General features: G+C 61.8%; 21 protein-coding genes and 1 tRNA gene. 7 read left to right on the plus strand and 15 right to left on the minus strand.

The features are described from left to right. The first annotated feature begins 10 nt into the window (after positions 1–10). On the plus strand, positions 11–1,351 hold the full coding sequence (accC, locus tag HYPMC_RS14885; RefSeq protein ID WP_013948814.1) for an acetyl-CoA carboxylase biotin carboxylase subunit: 1,341 nt from the start codon (positions 11–13) through the stop codon (positions 1,349–1,351). 60 nt (positions 1,352–1,411) lie between these two features. Further along, positions 1,412–2,083, plus strand: coding sequence for a leucyl/phenylalanyl-tRNA--protein transferase (gene aat / locus HYPMC_RS14890; RefSeq protein WP_024276278.1), 672 nt, complete (start codon positions 1,412–1,414; stop codon positions 2,081–2,083). A 24-nt stretch (positions 2,084–2,107) separates the two neighbouring features. Here the strand turns inward: aat and HYPMC_RS14895 are convergent, their stop codons facing one another. Both HYPMC_RS14895 and HYPMC_RS14900 read right to left on the minus strand, forming a co-directional pair. Continuing rightward, positions 2,108–2,689, minus strand: coding sequence for a 2'-5' RNA ligase family protein (locus HYPMC_RS14895; RefSeq protein WP_013948816.1), 582 nt, complete (start codon positions 2,687–2,689; stop codon positions 2,108–2,110). 6 nt (positions 2,690–2,695) lie between these two features. Further along, a complete protein-coding gene (locus tag HYPMC_RS14900) occupies positions 2,696–4,006 on the minus strand; it encodes an MFS transporter (RefSeq protein ID WP_013948817.1) in 1,311 nt (436 codons plus the stop codon). Between the two features lie 112 nt (positions 4,007–4,118). Here HYPMC_RS14900 and HYPMC_RS14905 point away from each other — a divergent pair, with 112 nt between their 5' ends. Next, a complete protein-coding gene (locus HYPMC_RS14905) occupies positions 4,119–4,940 on the plus strand; it encodes an alpha/beta hydrolase (protein ID WP_013948818.1) in 822 nt (273 codons plus the stop codon). A gap of 3 nt (positions 4,941–4,943) precedes the next feature. On the opposite strand, the gene HYPMC_RS14910 is transcribed toward HYPMC_RS14905, so the two are convergent. The 3 genes from HYPMC_RS14910 to HYPMC_RS14920 form a co-directional block, all read right to left on the minus strand. Beyond that, positions 4,944–5,519, minus strand: coding sequence for a hypothetical protein (locus HYPMC_RS14910; RefSeq protein WP_013948819.1), 576 nt, complete (start codon positions 5,517–5,519; stop codon positions 4,944–4,946). A 118-nt stretch (positions 5,520–5,637) separates the two neighbouring features. Then, a complete protein-coding gene (locus HYPMC_RS14915; protein ID WP_013948820.1) occupies positions 5,638–6,222 on the minus strand; it encodes a TetR/AcrR family transcriptional regulator in 585 nt (194 codons plus the stop codon). Between the two features lie 40 nt (positions 6,223–6,262). Continuing rightward, on the minus strand, positions 6,263–6,907 hold the full coding sequence (locus tag HYPMC_RS14920) for a TetR/AcrR family transcriptional regulator (RefSeq protein WP_013948821.1): 645 nt from the start codon (positions 6,905–6,907) through the stop codon (positions 6,263–6,265). Between the two features lie 49 nt (positions 6,908–6,956). Here HYPMC_RS14920 and HYPMC_RS14925 point away from each other — a divergent pair, with 49 nt between their 5' ends. Then, positions 6,957–7,802 carry an oxidoreductase gene (locus tag HYPMC_RS14925; RefSeq protein WP_013948822.1) on the plus strand — a complete coding sequence of 282 codons (846 nt, stop codon included), beginning with the start codon at positions 6,957–6,959 and terminating at the stop codon, positions 7,800–7,802. A gap of 28 nt (positions 7,803–7,830) precedes the next feature. Here the strand turns inward: HYPMC_RS14925 and guaA are convergent, their stop codons facing one another. Both guaA and HYPMC_RS14935 read right to left on the minus strand, forming a co-directional pair. Continuing rightward, positions 7,831–9,378, minus strand: coding sequence for a glutamine-hydrolyzing GMP synthase (gene guaA / locus HYPMC_RS14930; protein ID WP_013948823.1), 1,548 nt, complete (start codon positions 9,376–9,378; stop codon positions 7,831–7,833). A gap of 127 nt (positions 9,379–9,505) precedes the next feature. Beyond that, on the minus strand, positions 9,506–9,955 hold the full coding sequence (locus tag HYPMC_RS14935; RefSeq protein ID WP_013948825.1) for a TspO/MBR family protein: 450 nt from the start codon (positions 9,953–9,955) through the stop codon (positions 9,506–9,508). Positions 9,956–10,067: 112 nt separating this feature from the next. On the opposite strand from HYPMC_RS14935, the gene HYPMC_RS14940 reads away from it, so the two are divergent. Next, positions 10,068–10,466, plus strand: coding sequence for an SET domain-containing protein (locus tag HYPMC_RS14940; RefSeq protein WP_013948826.1), 399 nt, complete (start codon positions 10,068–10,070; stop codon positions 10,464–10,466). A gap of 13 nt (positions 10,467–10,479) precedes the next feature. On the opposite strand, the gene HYPMC_RS14945 is transcribed toward HYPMC_RS14940, so the two are convergent. The 6 genes from HYPMC_RS14945 to HYPMC_RS14970 all read right to left on the minus strand — a co-directional run bounded on the left by HYPMC_RS14945 (position 10,480) and on the right by HYPMC_RS14970 (position 17,074). Further along, the gene (locus HYPMC_RS14945; protein WP_013948827.1) at positions 10,480–11,067 is read right to left on the minus strand and encodes an SET domain-containing protein; all 588 of its coding nucleotides are present in this window, start codon (positions 11,065–11,067) and stop codon (positions 10,480–10,482) included. A 292-nt stretch (positions 11,068–11,359) separates the two neighbouring features. Continuing rightward, positions 11,360–12,652 (minus strand): RsmB/NOP family class I SAM-dependent RNA methyltransferase, encoded by a 1,293-nt coding sequence (locus HYPMC_RS14950; RefSeq protein WP_013948828.1) that lies wholly within the window; start codon positions 12,650–12,652, stop codon positions 11,360–11,362. Between the two features lie 13 nt (positions 12,653–12,665). Then, positions 12,666–13,088: an MAPEG family protein gene (locus HYPMC_RS14955; protein ID WP_013948829.1), complete on the minus strand. Its 423-nt coding sequence runs from the start codon at positions 13,086–13,088 to the stop codon at positions 12,666–12,668. Between the two features lie 45 nt (positions 13,089–13,133). Next, positions 13,134–14,648 carry an IMP dehydrogenase gene (gene guaB / locus HYPMC_RS14960; protein ID WP_013948830.1) on the minus strand — a complete coding sequence of 505 codons (1,515 nt, stop codon included), beginning with the start codon at positions 14,646–14,648 and terminating at the stop codon, positions 13,134–13,136. Positions 14,649–14,993: 345 nt separating this feature from the next. Further along, positions 14,994–15,752, minus strand: coding sequence for an RlmE family RNA methyltransferase (locus tag HYPMC_RS14965; protein ID WP_013948831.1), 759 nt, complete (start codon positions 15,750–15,752; stop codon positions 14,994–14,996). Positions 15,753–15,754: 2 nt separating this feature from the next. Then, positions 15,755–17,074, minus strand: a complete 1,320-nt coding sequence (locus HYPMC_RS14970) for a Ppx/GppA phosphatase family protein (RefSeq protein WP_013948832.1) — start codon at positions 17,072–17,074, stop codon at positions 15,755–15,757. Positions 17,075–17,256: 182 nt separating this feature from the next. Here HYPMC_RS14970 and HYPMC_RS14975 point away from each other — a divergent pair, with 182 nt between their 5' ends. Together HYPMC_RS14975 and HYPMC_RS14980 are read left to right on the plus strand one after the other, a co-directional pair. Further along, positions 17,257–18,060: a M15 family metallopeptidase gene (locus tag HYPMC_RS14975; RefSeq protein WP_013948833.1), complete on the plus strand. Its 804-nt coding sequence runs from the start codon at positions 17,257–17,259 to the stop codon at positions 18,058–18,060. Between the two features lie 189 nt (positions 18,061–18,249). Then, positions 18,250–18,323, plus strand: a tRNA-Gln gene (locus HYPMC_RS14980). 196 nt (positions 18,324–18,519) lie between these two features. Here HYPMC_RS14980 and HYPMC_RS14985 read toward each other — a convergent pair. Further along, positions 18,520–20,235, minus strand: coding sequence for a recombinase family protein (locus HYPMC_RS14985; protein WP_013948836.1), 1,716 nt, complete (start codon positions 20,233–20,235; stop codon positions 18,520–18,522). After that, complete coding sequence (locus HYPMC_RS14990; protein ID WP_013948837.1) at positions 20,222–20,686, minus strand: DUF2924 domain-containing protein; 465 nt, start codon at positions 20,684–20,686, stop codon at positions 20,222–20,224. Before HYPMC_RS14990 ends, HYPMC_RS14985 begins: the two co-directional genes overlap by 14 nt. Between the last annotated feature and the right edge of the window lies 1 nt (position 20,687).

Genomic DNA, 20,687 nt, shown 5'->3' on the forward strand with positions numbered 1-20,687 from the left:
CGGAGTTCAAATGTTCGATAAAATCCTGATTGCCAACCGAGGAGAAATCGCGCTTCGCGTCCAGCGCGCTTGCCGCGAGCTTGGAATTGCAACGGTCGCCGTCCACTCGACGGCAGATGCCGACGCCATGCACGTCCGTCTGGCCGACGAGAGCGTGTGCATCGGTCCGCCGCCTGCGCGCGACAGCTATCTCAACATTCCGGCGCTGGTGACGGCGTGTGAAATCACCGGCGCGGACGCTGTGCATCCGGGCTATGGCTTTCTATCTGAGAATGCGCGCTTCGCGGAAATTCTCGAAGAGCACAAGATCACGTTCATCGGTCCGACGTCCGAACACATCCGAATCATGGGCGACAAGATCGAGGCGAAAGAGACCGCCAAGAAGCTCGGCATCCCGGTCGTTCCCGGCTCCGCGGGCGCCGTGACGAGCGAGACCGAGGCGATGAAGGTCGCGAAGGAGATGGGCTTTCCCGTGCTCATCAAGGCCGCTGCTGGCGGCGGTGGGCGGGGCATGAAGGTCGCGCTGACCGCGGCCGACCTCGGCGTCGCGCTTTCGACGGCGCGGTCCGAAGCGAAAGCGGCCTTCAACGACGATTCCGTCTACATCGAGAAATATCTGCAGAAGCCGCGCCACATCGAGATCCAGGTGTTCGGCGATGGCAAGGGCAATGCCGTGCATCTAGGCGAGCGCGATTGCTCGCTGCAGCGGCGGCATCAAAAGGTGTTCGAGGAGAGCCCCTCGCCTGCTCTCAATGCGGCTCAGCGCCAGAAGATCGGCTCGACCGTCGCGGATGCGATGCGCAAGCTGAAATATCGCGGCGCCGGCACAGTGGAGTTCCTGTTCGAGGACGGCGAATTCTACTTCATCGAGATGAACACCCGGTTGCAGGTCGAACACCCTGTAACGGAGATGGTCACCGGCACGGACCTCGTGCTGGAGCAAATCCGCGTCGCGGCCGGCCTGCCGTTAAGCTTCACGCAGGATGACATCGAGCTTCGCGGGCACGCCATCGAGTGCCGCATCAACGCTGAAAACCCCAAGGATTTTCGGCCTTCGCCGGGCCAGATCACCTATTGGCATCCGCCGGGCGGCCTCGGCGTGCGCGTCGACAGCGGCGTGTACCAGGGCTATCGCATCCCGCCCTACTACGACAGCCTCATCGGCAAGCTGATCGTGACGGGCAAGACGCGCAACGACGCGTTGATGCGTTTACGCCGCGCTCTGGCCGAGTTCGTGATCGATGGGATTGAAACGACGATCCCATTGTTCCAGGATCTGGTCAGAGAGCCGGATATCGTCGATGGGGCCTATGATATTCATTGGCTCGAAAAATATCTGGGGATGAAGTAAGGTTTGCCTCTGCGCGACATGTTCCGCGCGCGTCCGAGAGTTCGCTTGGCAAGTGGCAGCATGGCGTCGCGCGACGACCCGATGTTCGAGATAACGCCGCAGGTTCTCCTGAAGGCGTATAGCTGTGGCATTTTCCCGATGGCGGAAAGTGCCGACGATCCCGCGCTCTATTGGATCGAGCCGCAGCAGCGCGGTGTGCTGCCGCTCAACGGCCTGCATATCCCAAAGCGCCTCATGCGCACGGTCCGCACCACGCCATTCACCGTCAAGGTCGATAACGATTATGACGGTGTGATCGACGGCTGCGCCGCGCCGCGCGCCGGGCGGATGTCGACCTGGATCAACGGCCGAATCCGTTCGCTCTATCGCGAGCTGTTCGACCTTGGCGCCTGCCACACGGTCGAGGTCTGGAATGGCAACAAGATGGTCGGCGGCCTTTACGGCGTAGCGTTGAAAAGCGCGTTCTTCGGCGAAAGCATGTTTTCGACGGAGCGTGATGCCTCGAAGATCGCGCTGGTGCATCTCGCAGCGCGTCTCATCAAGGGTGGATTTACGCTGCTCGACACGCAATTCGTGACGGATCACCTCCGGCAGTTCGGCACGATCGAACTCGACCGGATGACGTTCCAGCGCGAGTTGGAGAAGGCGTTGGGCAAAGAGGCCAACTTCTTCTCGCTGCCGCGTGACGCCTCGGGGCCGGAGGTTGCTGCGATTTTCGCAGACGCTGGCTGATCTCTTTACTCGGCTTCGTCCATTTCACGGCTCCTGTAATAGCCAGCGCCCCAGATGGACGTGCGTGGTTTTGCCGAGGAGGCTGTGCACGAGAACGAGTTCTCGCACCGTCCAAGAAATGGGCTCGATGGGCGCCGCTGCGGCGCGCTTTTCATCGCGAAGCAACGTTATGTGGGGCGTGAAGCGGCCGCGCGTGGCGCCACCTAGCCCGACGCGCTCCATTGCTACGCCAAGCGGGCGACGCAACGCGTTCCAAGCGGCGATGTCTTGCTCGCACGTCAGCACAAAGGGAAAAGGCCCGATGCCGCCGCGAAAGCTTTCGCTGCCGGTCAACGTCACGTCGAAAGCTCGAATGGAGACTTGCGCTGCGGCGTCCAATGCGGCGCTGACGATGGGCGCGGGTAAGCTTGGCCAATCCCCCAAATGATAAAGTGTCACGTGCAGGTGATTTGGAAGCACCAGCGTGCCGTCGAAACCGTTCGCACGCTTGAGCCTCTCCGCGAGCGCATGGACGCGTTCAGCGGTCGCCTCATCAGGTAGGCAGGCGAAAAATATTCGGTCTTTTTGAGAGGCGGCGAATCTTCGGCGATGAGGTCTCGACGCCATGACGCTTTACGTCCCTTCAGGCGCTGAAATCTTTCTCAACGTCATGGTGCCATAGATCGCGGCGCAGGCAAATGCGATGACGCCGGCCAGCACGAATGCAGGGACGAACGACCCTGAGTGCTGAAGCAGGATGCCGCTCACGAGTGGCGCCAGCGATCCGCCGACGGAACCGCCGACGTTCTGGATCGCTTCGAGCGTCGCGACGGCGTTGACCGGAGCGATCACGGCGGCAAGTGCCCAACCGCAACTTGAAGCGACGTTGGCCGCAAAAAGTCCGAGCGACATGAGCGCGATCGCCGTCCACAAGTCGGCGACGTAGACCGCAGCGATCGTAGCAATTCCGGCCACGATCAATCCTGCGATGACGGGCAATCGGCAGGTTCCGGCAGCGTCGATGCCTCCCAGGCGGCCAAGCCGGTCAGAGATCACACCACCCGCGACGGCGCCGACAAAGCCTGCCGCGAGCGGGATCGCCGACCAGATCCCGGCGTTCGCGATCGACTGATGGCGCGCAATCTCTAGGTATCCCGGCAACCAGGTCGCGTAGAGCCACGAGATGTAAACGACGCCGAAGAAACCGAGGAACATGCCCCACGTCGTCGGAAAGCGCAGCAGCCAGAGAACCTGCGTCCAGCCGACGTGCGGGATCGCAGCGCCGTCATCGCGATGTATTTCCTCGATGTCGGCCGCGGGAATGCCAGCATCTTTAGGGGCGCGATAATAGATCGTCCACAATGCGGCGACGATGAAGCCTGCAAGGCCCGCGATAATGAACATCACGCGCCAGCCGTGCGCGAGCATCAGCATCGTCAGGATCGGCGGCGCCAAGGCCGGTGCCAGCGCGGATGATGAATTGAAGATCGCAATCGGGAGCGCACGGCGCTTCAGCGGAAACCAGTCGGCGCAGACCCGCGTGCCGCCGATGTACATCGGCGACTCGCCGAGGCCCAGCGCGACACGCGCGGTCAGAAACTGGTGCAACGAATGAACGAGGCCGCCGGCGATTTGCGCGAACGACCAAAGCACCATTCCAACGCCGAGGGCTTTACGAGGACCGAAGCGATCAACGAGCACGCCAGCGGGAATTTGCGCGAGGCCGTAGCTCCACGCGAAGGCCGACAGCAGCAAGCCCATTTCGCTGTAGGACAGTCCAAGCTCGGCGCGAATTTCCGGATTGCCGACAGCAACGGCAGCGCGGTCAAAATAATTGACGCAACCCGCCAGCACCAAGAGCGTAACGGCGAGCTTGCGCATGCGCCGTGTGCGATCCGACGCGTTGGCGGGCTCTGCGTCGGTCAGAATGTTCGGCGAACTCATCGGATATCAATCGGATCGGCGGCGTTTGCGTGTCGTCCAGTTCCTGTTCACGCTCAGAGTGGCATAGAGTTGGCGACAACGGCAATCACGCTGTTCCATTAGCTTTCCGACGATGACGATAAAGACATTCCTCCCGTCTTGGGGCTTGGCCGCAATCTGTGCGCTTGTTCTCTCAACGCTGGCTTTGGCGAACGCCGATAATAGCGGCGAACGTATCATCGATTTGAAGCTTAGTTCCGGTAAGCGTCAGCATACTCTTTACGTCGCGCCGCCCTCACCGCGCGCCACGATTGTCATGCTGCCGGGAGGCGCGGGGGATGTCGGATTAGCGCGCAACGGCGATATCCGTCATGGCCACAACTTCGTGGTTCGAACGCGCGATATGTGGTTGGCTAAAGGCTACGCCGTGTTGATACCCGACTGGATCAATCGTGAAAGTTTACGCGGTGCGCGAAGTTCTCCGGACTACGCGGCCGTCGTGGAAGACTTGATCCAATATGCCCGGACGCAAGTCGCGCTTCCGGTGTTTCTCCTCGGTACGAGCCAAGGGTCCATTGCGGCGGCCAACGGAGCAGCACACGCACCAGCCGGTACGATTGCAGGGGTTATTCTGACAGAGTCCGTTTCGGTGCGTGGCGGCAGCCATGAGACCGTATTCGATGCGGGCCTGACTGACGTTCGCGTGCCCGCACTCATCGTCGCTAACAAGGATGATCGCTGCGACGTGGCGCCTCCGAGCGACGCCACTAAGACCGCCGCAGCGATGATCCATTCTCCCGATGTCCGCGTCGTCGAAGTCAGCGGCGGCATCGATCGATCAAACCGCGCATGCGGCTCTCTTAGTCCGCATGGCTACTATGGCATCGAAGACAAAGTCATCGACATCGTCAGCTATTGGATCGACGCTCATATTGGCGACTCGCCGAAGCGATAGCCGTCATGCGGCCTTGTTGCGCCAGTCCCGAACGGCCAACCACCCTGCCGAAATCAGGAAGTAAACCGCACCCACGCCAGCGTAACCCGCAATGTCGCTGATCGAGTGCGGCGTGGCCATCGTCGAGCGCGAAATGAAGAGGCCTCCGGCCACTGCCGACTGAGCGCCGCTCAAAACCATCGCCCACTGTGCGCCGTAGGTCTTCCAGCGGCCAAGCGCCGTCCCGAGTTGAAGCAAGCCAGCAAGGATCGCCCAAACGCCGAAAGCGCCGAGCACCTCACTCATGCCAGATTGCAACGACACGACCACGGCCGCCGCCGTTGCGACGCTGACGAAAACGTTAATGGCCTGTGTGCGATTTTGCCCAAGGCCCCCGCTCCGCGCCGCGTCGACATAGTTCGCCAAAGCATCCCACGCCGGATAAATGATGAGCAAAGCGGCAGCGATCGCGCCTCCCTGCTGTCCGGCTGTCAGAGCCAACCCGACCCACAGCACCGAAAACGCACCTCGAATAAAATAGTATTGCTTGAGCCAACGCTCTTCGGTGACGGCGGAAATCTCCGCGTATTGAGTAGACATATTTGATGTCCTTTCTACTAGTTGGTAGGTTAAGCAAGCAAAATAACGGCGGTAAAAGAGTTCGACTATCTGCCTCGTGTGAATTCAGTGAGGCCCCCCTGATCCTTCGCAGGACGCCTCAGTGCCGAACGGAAACTCGGTCGAGAAGCGGGTTGGTGATCTGCCCGAAGACTTGGGGATCTCCATAGGCTCGCGCGGAAAGCATGGCTCCGTGAATGGTGGCTATGAAGACCTCAGCCTCTACGCGCGGAGAACTTGAGAGCCGAAGGCTGCCGAGCTGCATCCCACGCTCAAAGACGGATGTGAGCCACGTCGATAGCACGCGGAAATGCCCCCGCACTTCAAGTGCAATTTCTTCTGGAAGCACGGGAAGTTCGCCTGCGAGTAGAGCGCACACACAGAACGGGGCGCTGGCATCTGTGATGCATGCCTTCCAGTACCCAGTGTACGCCTGCAGCAATTCGACAGGATCCGAGACATTCCGTTCCAGTTCAGCAATTCCGACTTCGGCTTCCTGGCGATAACGGGACACGAGCGTACGGACGAGATCGACCTTGCTCGGAAAGTGATGGTGGATGCTTGGCTTGCGAATGCCAACAACGTCGGCGATATCAGCATAACTGAAGCCGTTATAGCCCCCTACGATAATGAGAGTGCGTGCGCAGGCCAGAATGTCATCAGCGGTGGTTGATACGTTGCTCATGGCTGTTGTCTACCTTCTAGTAGATCAGCATGTCAATTCTTTATTTTGCATGAGGGATCGCGGCTTGGATCAGCGCTGCACGCCGACGTGGATCGGCGTAGCCGAGCATGAGCGTCGCGGCCACCCGTTTCGCCGCGGGCGCGAGATCGGCGTCATTCAATTCGCCCGCAGTCCAAAAGGACAAAACTCCGCGAAATCCAAACGCGAGTTGCTTTGGCAAAATGTCGAGCGCTTCAGCGCGATGAGCCCCCGACAGGCCATCGCCACCATCAAGCGCCGTCGCCCATAGCTTCGCGGAGCGCTCCAAGACCGTTCCCGGCGTAGAACTGGAGGCGCCAAGCGACCCCATGACAGCCCGGTTAACAACCGGCTCCAGCACCATCACGGACGCTGCGGCGTCGGTGGTGAAGAACACGCGATCAATTGCGTCGCCTGCCGGACAGCCGCTGCTCAGCAGCGCTTCCATCGAGTCAATGCGTCGCCCCGAAAGCGCATGCATGATCGCAAGCTTGCTGCCGAATTGGTTGAACGGCGTGGCGAAGCTGACAGAAGCCCCAGCCGCGAGATCGCGCATTGAAAACTCGGCATTGCCCTGGCGCAGCAAGTGCTCGGCGGCATCGAGTATGCGCTGGCGAACCTGCTCGCCCCGCGGGCTGGCTAACTTTGGGCTCTTGCGAGATGTCATCGGCAAACTATATCATGATATAAATTGTTTGCTAGTGGGAGCTATTCGTATGTCAGCAACCGAACCTAAGACCTTCCTCATCACCGGCGTCAGCTCCGGTCTTGGCCGGGCCTTTGCGAAAGGCGCGATGGACGCCGGACATCGCGTGATCGGCACCGTGCGACGAACGGAAGACGCCGAGGCATTTGCTGCTCTTGCGCCGAACCTTGCGCTTCCCATCGTGCTCGATGTCACCGTGTACGATGCTGTGCCCGGCGCCGTGTCCGAGGCGGAGCGGCGTGCCGGTCCGATCGACGTGCTCGTGAACAACGCCGGCTACGGCCATGAGGGCGTGCTGGAGGAATCCTCCATCGCGGATCTGCAACGGCAGTTTGCCGCCAACGTGTTCGGTCCGGTGGCTATGATCAAAGCGGTCTTGCCCGGCATGAGAAAACGCCGGCGGGGTCACATCATCAACGTGACCTCGATGGGCGGCTTCATCACGATGCCGGGGATCAGCTTCTATTGCGGCAGCAAATTTGCGCTTGAAGGCATCTCGGAAGCGCTCGGCAAGGAAGTCGCGTCATTCGGCATCCGTGTGACGGCGCTTGCACCCGGACAATTTCGAACCGATTGGGCCGGCCGGTCGATGGACCGTACGCCACGAAGCATTGCCGACTACGACCGCGTCATGGATCCGATCCGCGCGGCACGGCAGGCGAAGAGTGGCAACCAGCCCGGCGATCCGGCAAAGGCCGCCCAAGCGTTGCTTGCCATCGTCAATACCGAAAACCCGCCAACGCGGCTATTTCTCGGCGACGATGCCCTGGGCCTGGTCGAACAGAAGCTTAAGGACATGCAGACCGAAATCAGTGGCTGGGACGCCCTCTCGCGCTCCACCAATTTCGCGGCATGAGCGGCAACCGGCAGCTATCGGCTGTCGGTCATTCCCACTCGATGGTGCCGGGCGGTTTCGACGTGACGTCGTAGACAACGCGGTTGACGCCGCGGACCTCGTTGATGATGCGGGTGGCGACGCGGCCCAAGAACGCCATGTCGAAGTGGAAGAAGTCGGCGGTCATGCCATCGACGGATGTGACGGCGCGCAGGCCGAGAACGTGATCGTAGGTGCGGCCGTCGCCCATGACGCCGACAGTTCGCACGGGAAGCAGGACGGCGAACGCCTGCCAGATCGCATCGTAAAGCCCGGCGCGGCGGATTTCGTCGAGATAAACAGCGTCGGCCTTACGCAGGATGTCGAGTTTTTCGCGCGTGATCTCGCCGGGAATGCGGATCGCAAGACCCGGCCCCGGAAATGGGTGCCGACCGACGAAGGTTTCCGGCAGGCCAAGTTCACGGCCCAGTGCCCTCACCTCGTCTTTGAACAGCTCGCGCAGCGGTTCGACGAGCTTCATGTTCATGCGCTCGGGCAAACCGCCGACGTTGTGATGCGACTTGATCGTGACTGACGGGCCGCCGGTGAACGACACGCTTTCGATCACATCTGGATAGAGCGTGCCCTGGGCCAGGAACTCCGCGCCGCCGATCTTCTTGGCTTCGGCCTCGAAAACGTCAATGAAGTGCTTGCCGATGGTCTTGCGCTTGGTCTCGGGGTCCGAGACACCTGCAAGTGCTGTCAGGAACTGCTCGGACGCGTCCACGTGCACGAGCGGAATGTTGTAGTGATCGCGGAAGAGGCCGACGACTTCGTCCGCCTCGCCGAGCCGCATCAGGCCGTGATCGACGAACACGCAGGTCAGCTGGTCACCAATCGCTTCATGGATCAGCACGGCGGCGACGGCGCTATCGACGCCACCCGAAAGCCCACAAATCACGCGGCTCTTGCCGACCTGTTTCTGGATCTTGGCGATCATCTCGCGGCGATAGGCCGACATCGTCCAATCAGACTTCAGACCTGCAATGTTGTGCACGAAATTGGCGATCAGCCTGGCGCCGTCGGGCGTGTGAACGACCTCAGGGTGAAACTGCACGGCATAAAAGCGGCGATTCTCGTCCGCGACCGCAGCGAATGGTGCGTTATCGCTGGTGCCGATGACTTCGAAACCTTCCGGCAGACTGGTGACGCGGTCGCCGTGGCTCATCCAGACCTGATAGCGCTCGCCCTTGGACCAGACGCCTTCGAATAACGGGCTGTGCGTCGCAATTGAGAGGAAGGCGCGGCCGAATTCGCGGTCGTGGCCGCTTTCAACCTTGCCGCCGAGTTGTTCGGCCATGGTCTGCTGGCCGTAGCAAATTCCGAGCACCGGCACGCCTGCTTCGAACACTGCCGACGGCGCCCGTGGCGAGTCTGCCTCAGTGACGGACGCCGGACCGCCCGACAAAATCACAGCCTTTGGTTTCAGCTTCTGGAACGCTTCGGCGGCGCTCTGGAACGGGTGAATTTCCGAGTAGACGCCCGCCTCCCGCACACGTCGTGCGATGAGCTGCGTCACCTGGCTGCCAAAGTCGATGATGAGGACGGAATCGGTCAAAGCGGGTGGGCCCTTTCTTCAGGGCCTTCCCCTACGCGAAGTTCGAGCACCTCGCAACGCCCGCCAATTTGAGCCGCCTGCGACAGCCCATCCCGCTCCTCCACCGCGCGGCAGAAAATGAAAAGTCCTAGTTCATTTGCCAGACGGCAAAATTCAGGGCACCAGCAAAGGTTACCCATGCCAGGTAGGGCAGAAAGAGATAGCTCGCACCGCGGCTGACGGGCCAAGCAGTAATGATAAAGACCACAATCGCGCCCCAGAGCGCGACGAGATCAGCAAGGGCAAGTGCGATATCGTGCCGCCCGAACATCAGGTATGACCAAAGAGCGTTAAGGACGAGACCGGCACCCCATGCCAGAAGCGCAGGCGTCCATCCGCCCGCCCGCCAAGCCAGCCAACCAGCGATCGCGATCAGGATGTAAAGAATTGTCCAAGCGACCGGAAAAACCCAGTTCGGCGGCGTCCAGGATGGCTTATTCAGCGCGGCGTACCACTCCCCCGGCATAAATGCCGACCCGGATGATGCCGCTGCTGCCACCAATGCAGCAAAAATGACGAGCGATCCCAGACTTCGCAATTTTCCAAGCTCCCAATTTTTTCAGAACCGAGTAGTGACGCACATGCCGGCCCACTCATATCGTTGAGCACGCCGATTGGTTTCGCCGCGATGATCGAAAGGATTGTATTTCATGCTCATGGTGAAGACCCGGCTCGGTCAGAGCGACATTGCGGGGATTGGGCTTTTCGCGGCGGAAGATATTCCTAAGGGCACCGTGACTTGGCGCTTCATGGCGCACTTCGACAGGCTGCTGACGGAAGACGAGATCGAAAGCCTGCCGGAGGTCGCACGCGCCAACCTTCTCGACCACGTCTATCTCCACGAGGCCAGCGGCATGTTTGTGCTTTGCGCCGACAACGCCCGCTTCATGAACCACGCCGACGAGCCGAACACCGAGGGCGTGCACGAGCCCGGCTCGATCGAGGGTTACGACATCGCCTCGCGGGATATCCGAGCCGGGGAAGAAATCACGTGCGACTACCGGACGTTCGACGCGCACGTCGACCGGAAGCTCGGCGGTCAGGAGTAGCGCACGCGACGCGCTACTCGCCCGGGATGATGATCGGCTCGGCCGCCGATTTGCGAGGCGATCGCCGCCGCCTCGCCGCCAGCGACGTGAGCGCCTGACCGGCCAGAATGCGGCGCTGGAGATACGGCGAAAAGTATCCTGCGTATCGCCGCCAGAGATCCGGGCGCATCCAGTCCTGTCCCGACACGTGGCCACGGCAGTGTGGCGAACCGCACGAGCACGCGAATTCGTCGTACGGCGAGCCGTCGCTCATGGCGTAGTCGTAGGTGATCTCTTCGCCGGGCGAGATATCGCGCATCGCCACGAGCGTGATCTGGCCTGAGAGGCCGGAGTTTGGATCGCAGCAATGGTTGACGTAATCCGGCGGCTCGCAGTCCGATAGCGAGACCAGATACTGGTTTTCCTCGACCTGAAGCGAATAGCGCTTCACAGTCTGAGGCATTTCGTTCAGTTCCTCGCCGGTTACGAGCGTTCCGCTCCAGACCACGATCAATTCGCCTTTGGCGATTGCGTGCCGGGCGACGACGGTATGGCCGCCGCGGTCGGGTGCGGGACGAACTTCGCATTTCGGGGAGAGGAAGGAGTGGGGCCTACCGCTCATTCATTGACCTCAATTGGCCTCACGAGCGTGGGCACGGCGTGAAATACGCATACAAAGCCGCGGTCCCTCGATTTGCCGCGAGCCAGCGGCAAACGCTTGATGAGATAGTTTGAAGGCTTGTGATGTCAACGGAGTTTCTTGGCGCCGTCACCAAGTAATCCGCTCACATTTTATGTCAGCGCGTAACGGGCGCGGGCAATCATTCCCGGCAGCAGTTTGCGTGCTGAGGAAATCTGTCCGCGCGCTTCAAGGCGACGAACCGCGGGCGCAAATCAATCCGCCGAAAGTTCGGTTATGCCTTTCGGCCTAGTGCCGCAATGAAGAACCCGTCGGTGCCATGCCGGTGGGGTGTCAACAGCAATGTGTCGGTGCGCGCGTCGGCCGACGGCGGAGGCTCGCTCGCTAACGCCGCCTTCCAGACTTCAGCCGTTGGGATGACGGAGAAGTCGGCGTTGCCTTCAAGAAACCACGCGATCTGCCCAGTGTTCTCTTCGGGAAGAATTGAGCACGTCACGTAGAGCAGTTGGCCGCCCGGCTTGACGAGGCTCGCGGCCCGCTTCAGCACGGACTGCTGCTCGGCCATCCGCGCCTTCAGCGCTTCAGGCTTCAGACGCCATTTGGCATCCGGTCGGCGGCGCCAGGTTCCGGTTCCTGTGCACGGCGCGTCCGCGAGGACAACGTCGAAGCGCGGGCCGAGGGCGTCGACCGCCACCTCGTCGCCCGCACGCAGCACCTGCACATTGCGGACGCCTGCCCGCTTGATGCGCTCGAAGATCGGCTTAAGCTGATTGCGGTCAGCATCGTAGGCATAGATCTGACCGGTGTTCTGCATCAGGGCCGCGAGCGCGAGTGTCTTGCCGCCCGCACCGGCACAGAGATCGAGCACCTGCTTGCGCGGTCCGGCGCCGGACAGCAGCGCGGCGATCTGCGAGCCTTCGTCCTGGATTTCGAACCAGCCCGCCTGAAAGGCAGCCTCAACCTGGAGGTTCGGGGTGCGCTGAGCACCGACGGGTGGGGGCACGCGAATGCCGATCGGCGACAGGCCGCATGGCTCGGCGCCGAAGCTTGCGAGCGCCTTCAGAACCTTCTCCGGCGTCGACTTCAGCGTGTTGACTCGAAGATCGGCCGGGGCACGGCGGGCCATGGCCTGTCCTTCGGCAACGGCGTCGGCACCGAACTGATCAGCGAACGACGACCAAAGCCATTCGGGAATGTCGGCCTGCGCGTGGGCCGGTGCGCCGTCGAGCGGGCGTGTCAGCCCGGCTTGCTCGGTCTCAGTTAGTGGTGGCGGCGAGTGATCGGAGCCGTCGCACGCGGCGATGACGGCTTCCGGCGTCAGGCCCAGCGCAGAAGAGGCGGCGCCGAGCGCGAGCGCGCGGGGCGTGTCCTCTCCGAAAGCCCAGGAGATCGACGCGCGGCGGCGCATGGCGTCATAGACGAGGCCGCCGATGGCGTTGCGGTCGCCGGACCCGGCAAAACGATGGGCCTTGCCCCAATCGGTCAAGGCAATGGCAACGGGCTGGTAGCGATTGATGATCGCTTCCAAGACCTCGATCGCCGCAGCGATCCGAGCACTGGCTTTCATTGGAAAAACATCTCTAGATGCCAATCAGAATTTTGATGGCGAAGACGAGCCACATGATGAAAAGGACGACGGCACCCAGCGAATAGACGCGCGTGCGCCACATGACATCGTTGCTCGTCGTGTGGATGTAGGCGTGGACGATGCGGGAGAGCACGAAGACCCAGGCCAGAACGAGTAGCAGCAGGTCGCCGACGCGCGTGATCAGAAGGAAGGCTATCAACGCGAAGAACAGCAGCGGCAGCTCGAACTGGTTGGAGAAGCTGTTTCCGAACTGCCGTGCGCGCGGGCCGTAGTTCCGGCTGTCGAGCGCGACGTCCTCCGGTTTCACTTCGCCGCGAGCGATGCTGCCGAGCCGCGCCCGCCCCATCAGACCCATCAGCACGAAGATCAGCAGCACCTCAACGAAGACCGGCAGCAAAAAGTCCGTGACTGTCATGATGTGGTCCCCGCAGGTTGGCGCAGCCGATCTCGTCTCAATAGACTACCTGCCAACGCCCGGATAGTTCGGGCTTTCGCGCGTAATCATGACGCCATGGGCGTGGCTTTCCTGGATGCCGGCGGGCGAAACGCGAACGAACTTGGCGCGCTTCTGCAGTTCCGGAATGGTCTTGGCTCCAAGATAGCCCATGCCCGCGCGCAAGCCGCCGACAAGCTGGTGTACGACGGCTTCCATCGGCCCCTTGTAGGGAACCTGGCCTTCGATGCCTTCCGGAACGAGCTTTAGCGTATCGCGGACCTCGGCCTGGAAGTAGCGATCGGCCGAGCCGCGAGCCATGGCGCCCACGGAGCCCATGCCCCGGTAGGACTTGTAGGTGCGCCCCTGATAGAGATAGGTCTCGCCCGGCGCTTCGTCCGTGCCCGCAAGCAGCGAGCCGATCATCACGCAGGAGGCGCCAGCGGCGACGGCCTTGGCAATGTCGCCGGAGAAGCGGATGCCGCCGTCGGCGATTACCGGCACGCCATAGCGGGCGGCTTCCTTGGCGCATTCCATCACGGCGGTGAGCTGAGGCACGCCAACACCCGCGACGATGCGCGTGGTGCAGATCGAGCCCGGACCGATGCCGACTTTCACAGCGTCGGCTCCGGCGTCGATCAGCGCCTTCGTCGCGTCGGCCGTGGCGACGTTGCCGGCGATCACCTGCACGCTGTTCGACTGCCGCTTGATGCGTGCGACGGCGTCGATGACCTTAATGGAATGGCCGTGCGCCGTGTCGACGACGATGACGTCACAACCGGCGGCGATAAGGCGTTCAGTGCGCTCGAAGCCATCTTCGCCGACGGTCGTCGCGGCGGCGACGCGAAGGCGTCCCTGGGCATCCTTCGAGGCATTCGGATGCTTGGCGGCCTTCTCGATGTCCTTGACGGTGATGAGGCCGATGCAGTTGCCCTGATCGTCAACAACGATCAGCTTTTCGATGCGGTTCTTGTGCAGAAGCTTTTTAGCGTCTTCCGGCGACACGTTGCGCTTCACGGTCACCAGATTGTCTTTCGTCATGAACTTCGAAACGGGCTGGTCGAGGTCGGTGGCGAAGCGGACGTCGCGGTTGGTCAGGATGCCGACGAGCTTGCCCTTGCCGGCGCTGCCGTCCGGCGCTTCGCGGCCGCTATCAACAACCGGCACCCCGGTCACGCCCTTCTCTGCCATCAGCGTCAGGGCGTCACGCAGAGATTTCTGCGGCGCGATCGTTACCGGATCGAGGACGATGCCGCTTTCATAGCGTTTGACCTGCGCGACGTGGCGGGCCTGCTCCTCGATGGTGAGGTTGCGATGGAGAACGCCGATGCCGCCTTCCTGGGCCATCGCGATAGCGAGGCGCGCTTCGGTCACCGTATCCATGGCGGACGACAGCAGCGGGATATTCAGCCGAATACTCTTGGTCAGCTGAGCCGAGACGTCCGTCTGTCCTGGCATGACGTCGGACGGACCCGGCACCAGTAAAACGTCGTCAAAGGTAAGCGCGATCGCCGAATCGAGCGCGGATAGGCTCGAAGTCATGCCGACTTCTCCAGATTTTGGGGGGCGACACGTTCAGGCCCCCTGGGGCGGAACACTGTCGCGGGGTCTATATCACCAAGATTTCCGACTTGGAAGCGTTCTTGGCCGCGTCAAATGGGGATGATGGTAACCAATTCAAGCGGCGTGCAAAAAGTGGCGCGAAAAGGCCTTTTTCGTCATACGCGTGTCGCGGAACAGGAGCAAAGAGGCGCCCACGGGGTTCAAAGCCCCCATAGGATTTGCTTCTGAGTTAGAGCCGTCGGCGGGTGCGTTCAGCGTTTCCCCAGCCCACGGCCGGCAGGGAAAGCAGATCGCGACAAGGCCTCGGCAAGAGCCGAAACAGCCTCAGTCGGCCGACCCCTCTCCCCGAAATCCCGTCGCCAGAACGTAAAGCTCTGAGCTTTCGGCGCGGCTGGCAGGTGGCTTCACGTGGCGCACGACCTTGAAATCGCGCTTCAGCATGTCGAGCAGGTCGCGCTCGGTGCCGCCCTGAAAGACCTTGCAAAGGAAAGCGCCGCCCGGCTCCAGCACGTCTGCGGCGAAGGCGGCGGCCGCCTCGGCGAGACCCATGATGCGCAAGTGATCGGTCTTGGCGTGACCGACTGTCGGTGCCGCCATATCGGAGAGCACGACATCGGCGTGGCCGTCCCGCAGGCGGGATTTCAAAAGCTCCTCGGCGCCCGGATCGGTGAAATCCATTTCAATTATATCGACACCAGGGATCGGCTCGAACGCCAGATAGTCGATGGCAACGACCTGACCTTTGCCGTCGGCCGCCTTCACCCGCTCCGCCGCTTCCTGCGACCAGCCGCCCGGCGCTGCGCCGAGGTCGATGATCCGCTGGCCGGGCTTCAGGAAATGATAGCGGGCGTCGATCTCGCGCAGCTTGAAGGCCGCGCGGGAGCGCAGACCCTCGCGCTTCGACGCTGCGACGTAGGGATCGTTCAGTTGCCGCTCAAGCCAGCGGGCAGACGAGACGGAGCGTTTACGCGCGGTCTTGACCGTCGTGCGAAGCTGCCGCTGGCCGCCGCTCAAGCTTGAATGGGCTCCGCCGACGCCGCCCTTCTTGCCGCCGGCACCGCCGTTATTACTTTTGCCGCTCACGACTACCGTGCACCCTTCCCGCGCTTGCCGCGCCCGCGACGGCGGCGGCTGGAGCGCCAGACGCCATCTTCCATCATCATTTGCATCAGGATGCCTTCACGCAGCCCGCGGTCGGCGACGCGCAGGCGATCGGCGGGCCAAAGCTGCATGATGGCATCGAGGATGGCGCAGCCCGCAAGGACGAGATCGGCGCGCTCGCGGCCGATACACGGCTGCAGCACGCGTTCGTCGTAGGAGCGCGCCAGAAGCTCGGACGTGACATTCTCGATGTCGTGCGTGCCGAGCCAAATACCATCAACACGCTTGCGATCGTAGCGGTCGAGGCCGAGCATGACACCGGCAATCGTCGTAACCGTGCCGGACGTGCCGAGGAAGTGCACGGGCTTGCCTGCGGTCCGCTCGCGGAAGTTATGTTTCGCCTCGAACGGCAGAAGCAGCTTCGTTACCGCCTCGGACATGGCCGCGAAGCTCTCCGCCGTCACGTCGCGACCGCCGAAGCGCTCTGCCAGCGTAACGACTCCGACGGGAAGCGATTCCCAGGCGACGATGGCGTCGTCGACATCGCCGCGGCCGTTCAGAGCATCCTGACGGGTTCCAAGCCGTGTCAGGTCGAGCCAGATGATCTCCGATGAGCCGCCGCCAATGTCGAAGACGAGCACGTAATCAGTGCTCGGATCGATGAGCGTGGCGCATCCGGCGACCGCCAGATGCGCTTCCATTTCCGGCGTCAGGATTTCGATATCGAGGTCGAAGCTGTCCTTTACCTTGGCGACGAAGTCAGGACCGTTGGCCGCGACGCGGCAGGCTTGGGTCGCCACGAGACGGGTGCGGGTCACATTGTGGCGATGCAGCTTGCCGGCGCAGACTTTCAACGCCTCCATCGTGCGATTCATCGCAAGCTCTGAAAGGTGGCCCGTGCGGCTGACGCCTTCGCCTAAACGAATGATGCGCGAGAATGCATCGACGACGCGAAAGCCGCGACGCGACGGCCGCGCCAGAAGCAGCCGGCAGTTGTTGGTGCCAAGGTCGAGCGCGCCGTAAATTTGTTCGCCGCCCGGCGGCTTGATCGCAAGCGACGACACCGGAATGGCGTACGGATCGCGCCGCTCGTCACGGCCGTCTGCCCGCGGCGAAGCCCGGTTCACGTACGGCTTTGAACCATTGTCGTTGCGCTTGTAGAGCTGCCGATCGCTGTCATCACGTTCGCTCTCGCTAGGTAGCGAAAGCGCGGAAAATCCAGTCGTATCTGGAATCTCGTCGTCGGATTTTTCCGGGAGCCCAGCTGCGTCGGACGCATCGGAGCCTGATTTCTCGGGCGTCAAATTTCTATCTCCAGGACCTGGTGCATCAGCAGCTTGCCGCCAAGCGCCGTGCTCATCAGGCCAATGATCTGGACCTCAGTTAGGGGGAAGTGTATCAGGTCGCGCACGCCCGTAAAGCTCTCGCGGGATGCTTAACGCCGCGCCACACATTCTCAGGCGTGCCTCGGGAATGGCGGCTTCCCATGCTGCAGCGAATTCGGTTGTTGTTCCGGGTGGTTGGACACGCTGCCTCGATCATCGCAATCTCACCCACTATTTGTGTTGCAGATGGCCTCAGCGATGAGGCTGTGGCCGGGCGACTTGCTGCGGCCTATCCCGACTCGGTGGCGGGCCTCGACGGCCGCAATCTGAAGTTCCGTGACGGAACGACATTGCCGCTCGGCAGCGACGAAGAAAAACCGTTCGAAACGTGGCTCGCGCATCCGAGCATCAAGGACATGTTCCGATATTCTTATCCGCAAGGCGCCGAGGCTCGTCCGCCAAAGTTCAATTTCGATCCGGGCCGCGCGCGCAACGCGGCATTCTTTACAAAGCTCTATGGCGACTGCCAGCAGCCGGGCTTCGCCGCGTCATTGACGACCGTCCGGTGGCTGCCGGGGAAAGCCAATCAGCGAATCACGGTGACGCGCAGGAATGGAGTCGCGGCGCATCTCCAGGCCGTCAGCGACGAACTCGATGCTCTGCCCGCGAGGTTCGACGCGTACCTCATTCCTGCCGCGGGAGGGTTCGTGTGCCGCACGATCGCGGGGACGGCGCAGCGCTCGGGGCACGGCTACGGCATTGCGATCGACGTTGCGACGACGCATTCGCATTACTGGCGATGGGCCAAGGGCGGCGCGAGCGAACGTCCACTCTATCGCAACGCAATCCCGCTCGAGATCGTGCGCATTTTCGAGAAGCACGGCTTTATCTGGGGCGGGCGCTGGTATCACTACGATACGATGCACTTCGAATACCGCCCGGAGCTTCTCGGACTGCGCCAATAGGCGCGAGCTGGCGCCGGACGACATCCAAATCGCACCCGGCGCGTGGTGACGGCACCATGCCGTAAGCTGATGTGCGCACGAGCCTTTTGGCGCAGGGGAGCGCTGAAGCGACGCCGGCCTTGCAGTCGCCCAGCGCTGCTGCTATGACGCGCCCTCTCGGCGGCCGACAGGCGCGCCTGATCCCGGCTTTGGGGGATCGTCTAATGGTAGGACTGCAGACTCTGACTCTGCCTGTCTAGGTTCGAATCCTAGTCCCCCAGCCACCTAACTCTATGAAGCAGATAAACTTTCTCGCTTTCCCAGTGAGCCTGGAAAGTACGGTAATATACGCGACTTGCCACACCGGTCGTGCGATCGCCGCGGACCAGAGACGCAAAATGGCGTCCCGAGGTGTGAAGCAGGTGTCCCCGTCTCCAGAGGCCACTTTTCAGTCGGCGCAGGTGGAGCTTTTGCTCGGCCTTAGCGCGCAAATCCGAGATGCGTGCGCTGAGCCGACCAGTCGTGCGGCAAGTCTTTGCCGAGTTTCAGCAGTCGCGTTGGCGTCAGTTCGACGGGCTGCCGACCTTCGATACAATCGCGGATGAGGTCGGGGGCTAAATATGACAGGCGAACGAGCGCGACCAGCTGACCGTGGCCCGTGCCAAGACGCTCCGTCATCGCCGAGAGGCTATCATCGGCGCCGGAAAGGAATGCCGCGCGCGTCGCGAACGCCTGCTTCAGCAATGCGATCAGGTTCGCATCAATTTCGCAATGCGCGTTGCCCGCGATAACCAGACGCTTGCCTTTGCCAGCGCGGCGCAAGTTGGCCGCGATGGAGAGTACGATCGGAGCAACGTTCTCTTCTTTTGATGCCTGCCCTCCGCCGAGCACATTGAGTAGCTTTGCACCATCGACTATGACCTCGACGTGATCGGTTGCAACCGAGACTCGCTCAACGCTGGATCGAACGAACTTCATGACCTCCGCCGACGGAAGGGTTTGCCATCGCGCGGCTAATTGCGATGCGTGATGCAGCGCGGCTTCAAGAGCGTCCGCCGAAAGGTCGAATGGCGCCATGGCCTCCGCCAACCCGGACCTCGATGCCAAGAAAGCGCGAAGTCGATCCAGAACCAAGCCCTCGATCTCTCCGGCCGGAAGGCGGAATGTGCCCTGCCCGGCTCCGCGCCTTCCGTCGAGAAGCGACATCGAGATGTAATAGCGATAGCGCTTGCCACGCTTGTTGGCGTGGGTCGGCGTCAACCTCTGGCCCTCAGAATCCACGATCAAGCCAGCCAGGAGGCTTGGCGATTCAGCACCTAATCCGAGAGCCCGCTTCTGACGGTTCGTCGCGAGCTTGTCTTGGACGACTCGCCAAAGGTCAAGCTCAATGATGGCCTCATGCTGGCCAGGGTACGCATTCCCCTTGTGCTTGATCTCCCCGCAGTAGATTCGGTTCTGCAGCATCAGATAGAGCGCACCACGTGAGATCTTCTGACCGCCCGAGAGCCTGCCACCTACACCTTTGCGCTTCTTGCTGACAATGCCCTGCGCGGCCAATTCCTTCCGCAGCAGCGTCACCGATCCCAGCTCGGAATAGCGCCGGAAGATCAGGCGGACGGTGTCAGCTTCCGAGTTATTGATGATGAGCTTGCGGTCTTGAATGTCATAGCCGAGTGGAACGTTGCCACCCATCCACATGCCCTTGGCTTTCGACGCAGCGATCTTATCTCGGATGCGCTCGCCCGCAATCTCGCGCTCGAATTGCGCAAACGATAAGAGCATGTTGAGCGTCAGCCGGCCCATCGACGTCGTGGTGTTGAACTGCTGAGTGACTGAGACGAACGACGCGCCGTGGCCATCGAAGATATCGACAATCTTGGCAAAGTCAGCGAGCGAGCGGGTCAGGCGGTCGACTTTATAGACGACAACGATCTGGACCCTGTTGGCTTGGATGTCGGCCAGCAGACGTTGCAGGGCCGGCCGCTCCATCGTACCGCCGGACAGGCCACCATCGTCATACATGTCGGCGGCGGCGGTCCAGCCGGCATGCCGCTGGCTTGCGATGTAGGCGGCGCATGCCTCCCGCTGCGCGTCGAGGGAATTAAACTCCTGCTCAAGGCCTTCGTCCGATGACTTCCGGGTGTAGATCGCGCAGCGAACCTTGCCGTGACCCGAAGAGCGATCAGGCGTCCGCATAGGTGTCCCTGCCCGCCGAGAACTTTCGTGCTTTCAGACCAAAGAAGCGCGGGCCCGACCAGCGGGTACCGGTGATTTTGCGTGCCACGACCGAGAGCGACGGATAGCGCCAGCCCCTCCATTCGACACCGTCTGCGTGGATAAGCACCGTGTGCGTCACGCCATGCCACTCGCGAACGAGCCGCGTCCCCGGCTTCAATGCGATGGATGGCGCGGAGCTACGCTTACCCGTGGCAGGCTCGATGCCTGTTCGAGAGAGTTTGCGCAGAATGGATTTGGAGAGGCCGCCAAGCGCCCTCTCCTGAAGCTTGTATAGGATGCCTCGGGTCAGAAGATCACGCGACAGCCGCATTGGTGGCGCGACCTGATGCAGGCGACGCCACTCTTGGCGTAGTTCGAAGATCGTCTGACCCTCAAGCTGCGCAAGCTCTGCTGCTACGTCGATCGCCATG

Source organism: Hyphomicrobium sp. MC1, from assembly GCF_000253295.1.
Taxonomy (GTDB): Bacteria; Pseudomonadota; Alphaproteobacteria; order Rhizobiales; family Hyphomicrobiaceae; genus Hyphomicrobium_B.

Coding starts and splice junctions, on each gene's coding strand:
- accC (WP_013948814.1), top strand. CDS start 11: ATGTTCGATAAAATCCTGATTGCCAACCGAGGAGAAATCGCGCTTCGC.
- aat (WP_024276278.1), top strand. CDS start 1,412: ATGGCGTCGCGCGACGACCCGATGTTCGAGATAACGCCGCAGGTTCTC.
- HYPMC_RS14895 (WP_013948816.1), bottom strand. CDS start 2,689: ATGGCGTCGAGACCTCATCGCCGAAGATTCGCCGCCTCTCAAAAAGAC.
- HYPMC_RS14900 (WP_013948817.1), bottom strand. CDS start 4,006: ATGAGTTCGCCGAACATTCTGACCGACGCAGAGCCCGCCAACGCGTCG.
- HYPMC_RS14905 (WP_013948818.1), top strand. CDS start 4,119: ATGACGATAAAGACATTCCTCCCGTCTTGGGGCTTGGCCGCAATCTGT.
- HYPMC_RS14910 (WP_013948819.1), bottom strand. CDS start 5,519: ATGTCTACTCAATACGCGGAGATTTCCGCCGTCACCGAAGAGCGTTGG.
- HYPMC_RS14915 (WP_013948820.1), bottom strand. CDS start 6,222: ATGAGCAACGTATCAACCACCGCTGATGACATTCTGGCCTGCGCACGC.
- HYPMC_RS14920 (WP_013948821.1), bottom strand. CDS start 6,907: ATGACATCTCGCAAGAGCCCAAAGTTAGCCAGCCCGCGGGGCGAGCAG.
- HYPMC_RS14925 (WP_013948822.1), top strand. CDS start 6,957: ATGTCAGCAACCGAACCTAAGACCTTCCTCATCACCGGCGTCAGCTCC.
- HYPMC_RS14940 (WP_013948826.1), top strand. CDS start 10,068: ATGCTCATGGTGAAGACCCGGCTCGGTCAGAGCGACATTGCGGGGATT.
- HYPMC_RS14945 (WP_013948827.1), bottom strand. CDS start 11,067: ATGAGCGGTAGGCCCCACTCCTTCCTCTCCCCGAAATGCGAAGTTCGT.
- HYPMC_RS14950 (WP_013948828.1), bottom strand. CDS start 12,652: ATGAAAGCCAGTGCTCGGATCGCTGCGGCGATCGAGGTCTTGGAAGCG.
- HYPMC_RS14955 (WP_013948829.1), bottom strand. CDS start 13,088: ATGACAGTCACGGACTTTTTGCTGCCGGTCTTCGTTGAGGTGCTGCTG.
- guaB (WP_013948830.1), bottom strand. CDS start 14,648: ATGACTTCGAGCCTATCCGCGCTCGATTCGGCGATCGCGCTTACCTTT.
- HYPMC_RS14975 (WP_013948833.1), top strand. CDS start 17,257: ATGCTGCAGCGAATTCGGTTGTTGTTCCGGGTGGTTGGACACGCTGCC.
- HYPMC_RS14985 (WP_013948836.1), bottom strand. CDS start 20,235: ATGCGGACGCCTGATCGCTCTTCGGGTCACGGCAAGGTTCGCTGCGCG.
- HYPMC_RS14990 (WP_013948837.1), bottom strand. CDS start 20,686: ATGGCGATCGACGTAGCAGCAGAGCTTGCGCAGCTTGAGGGTCAGACG.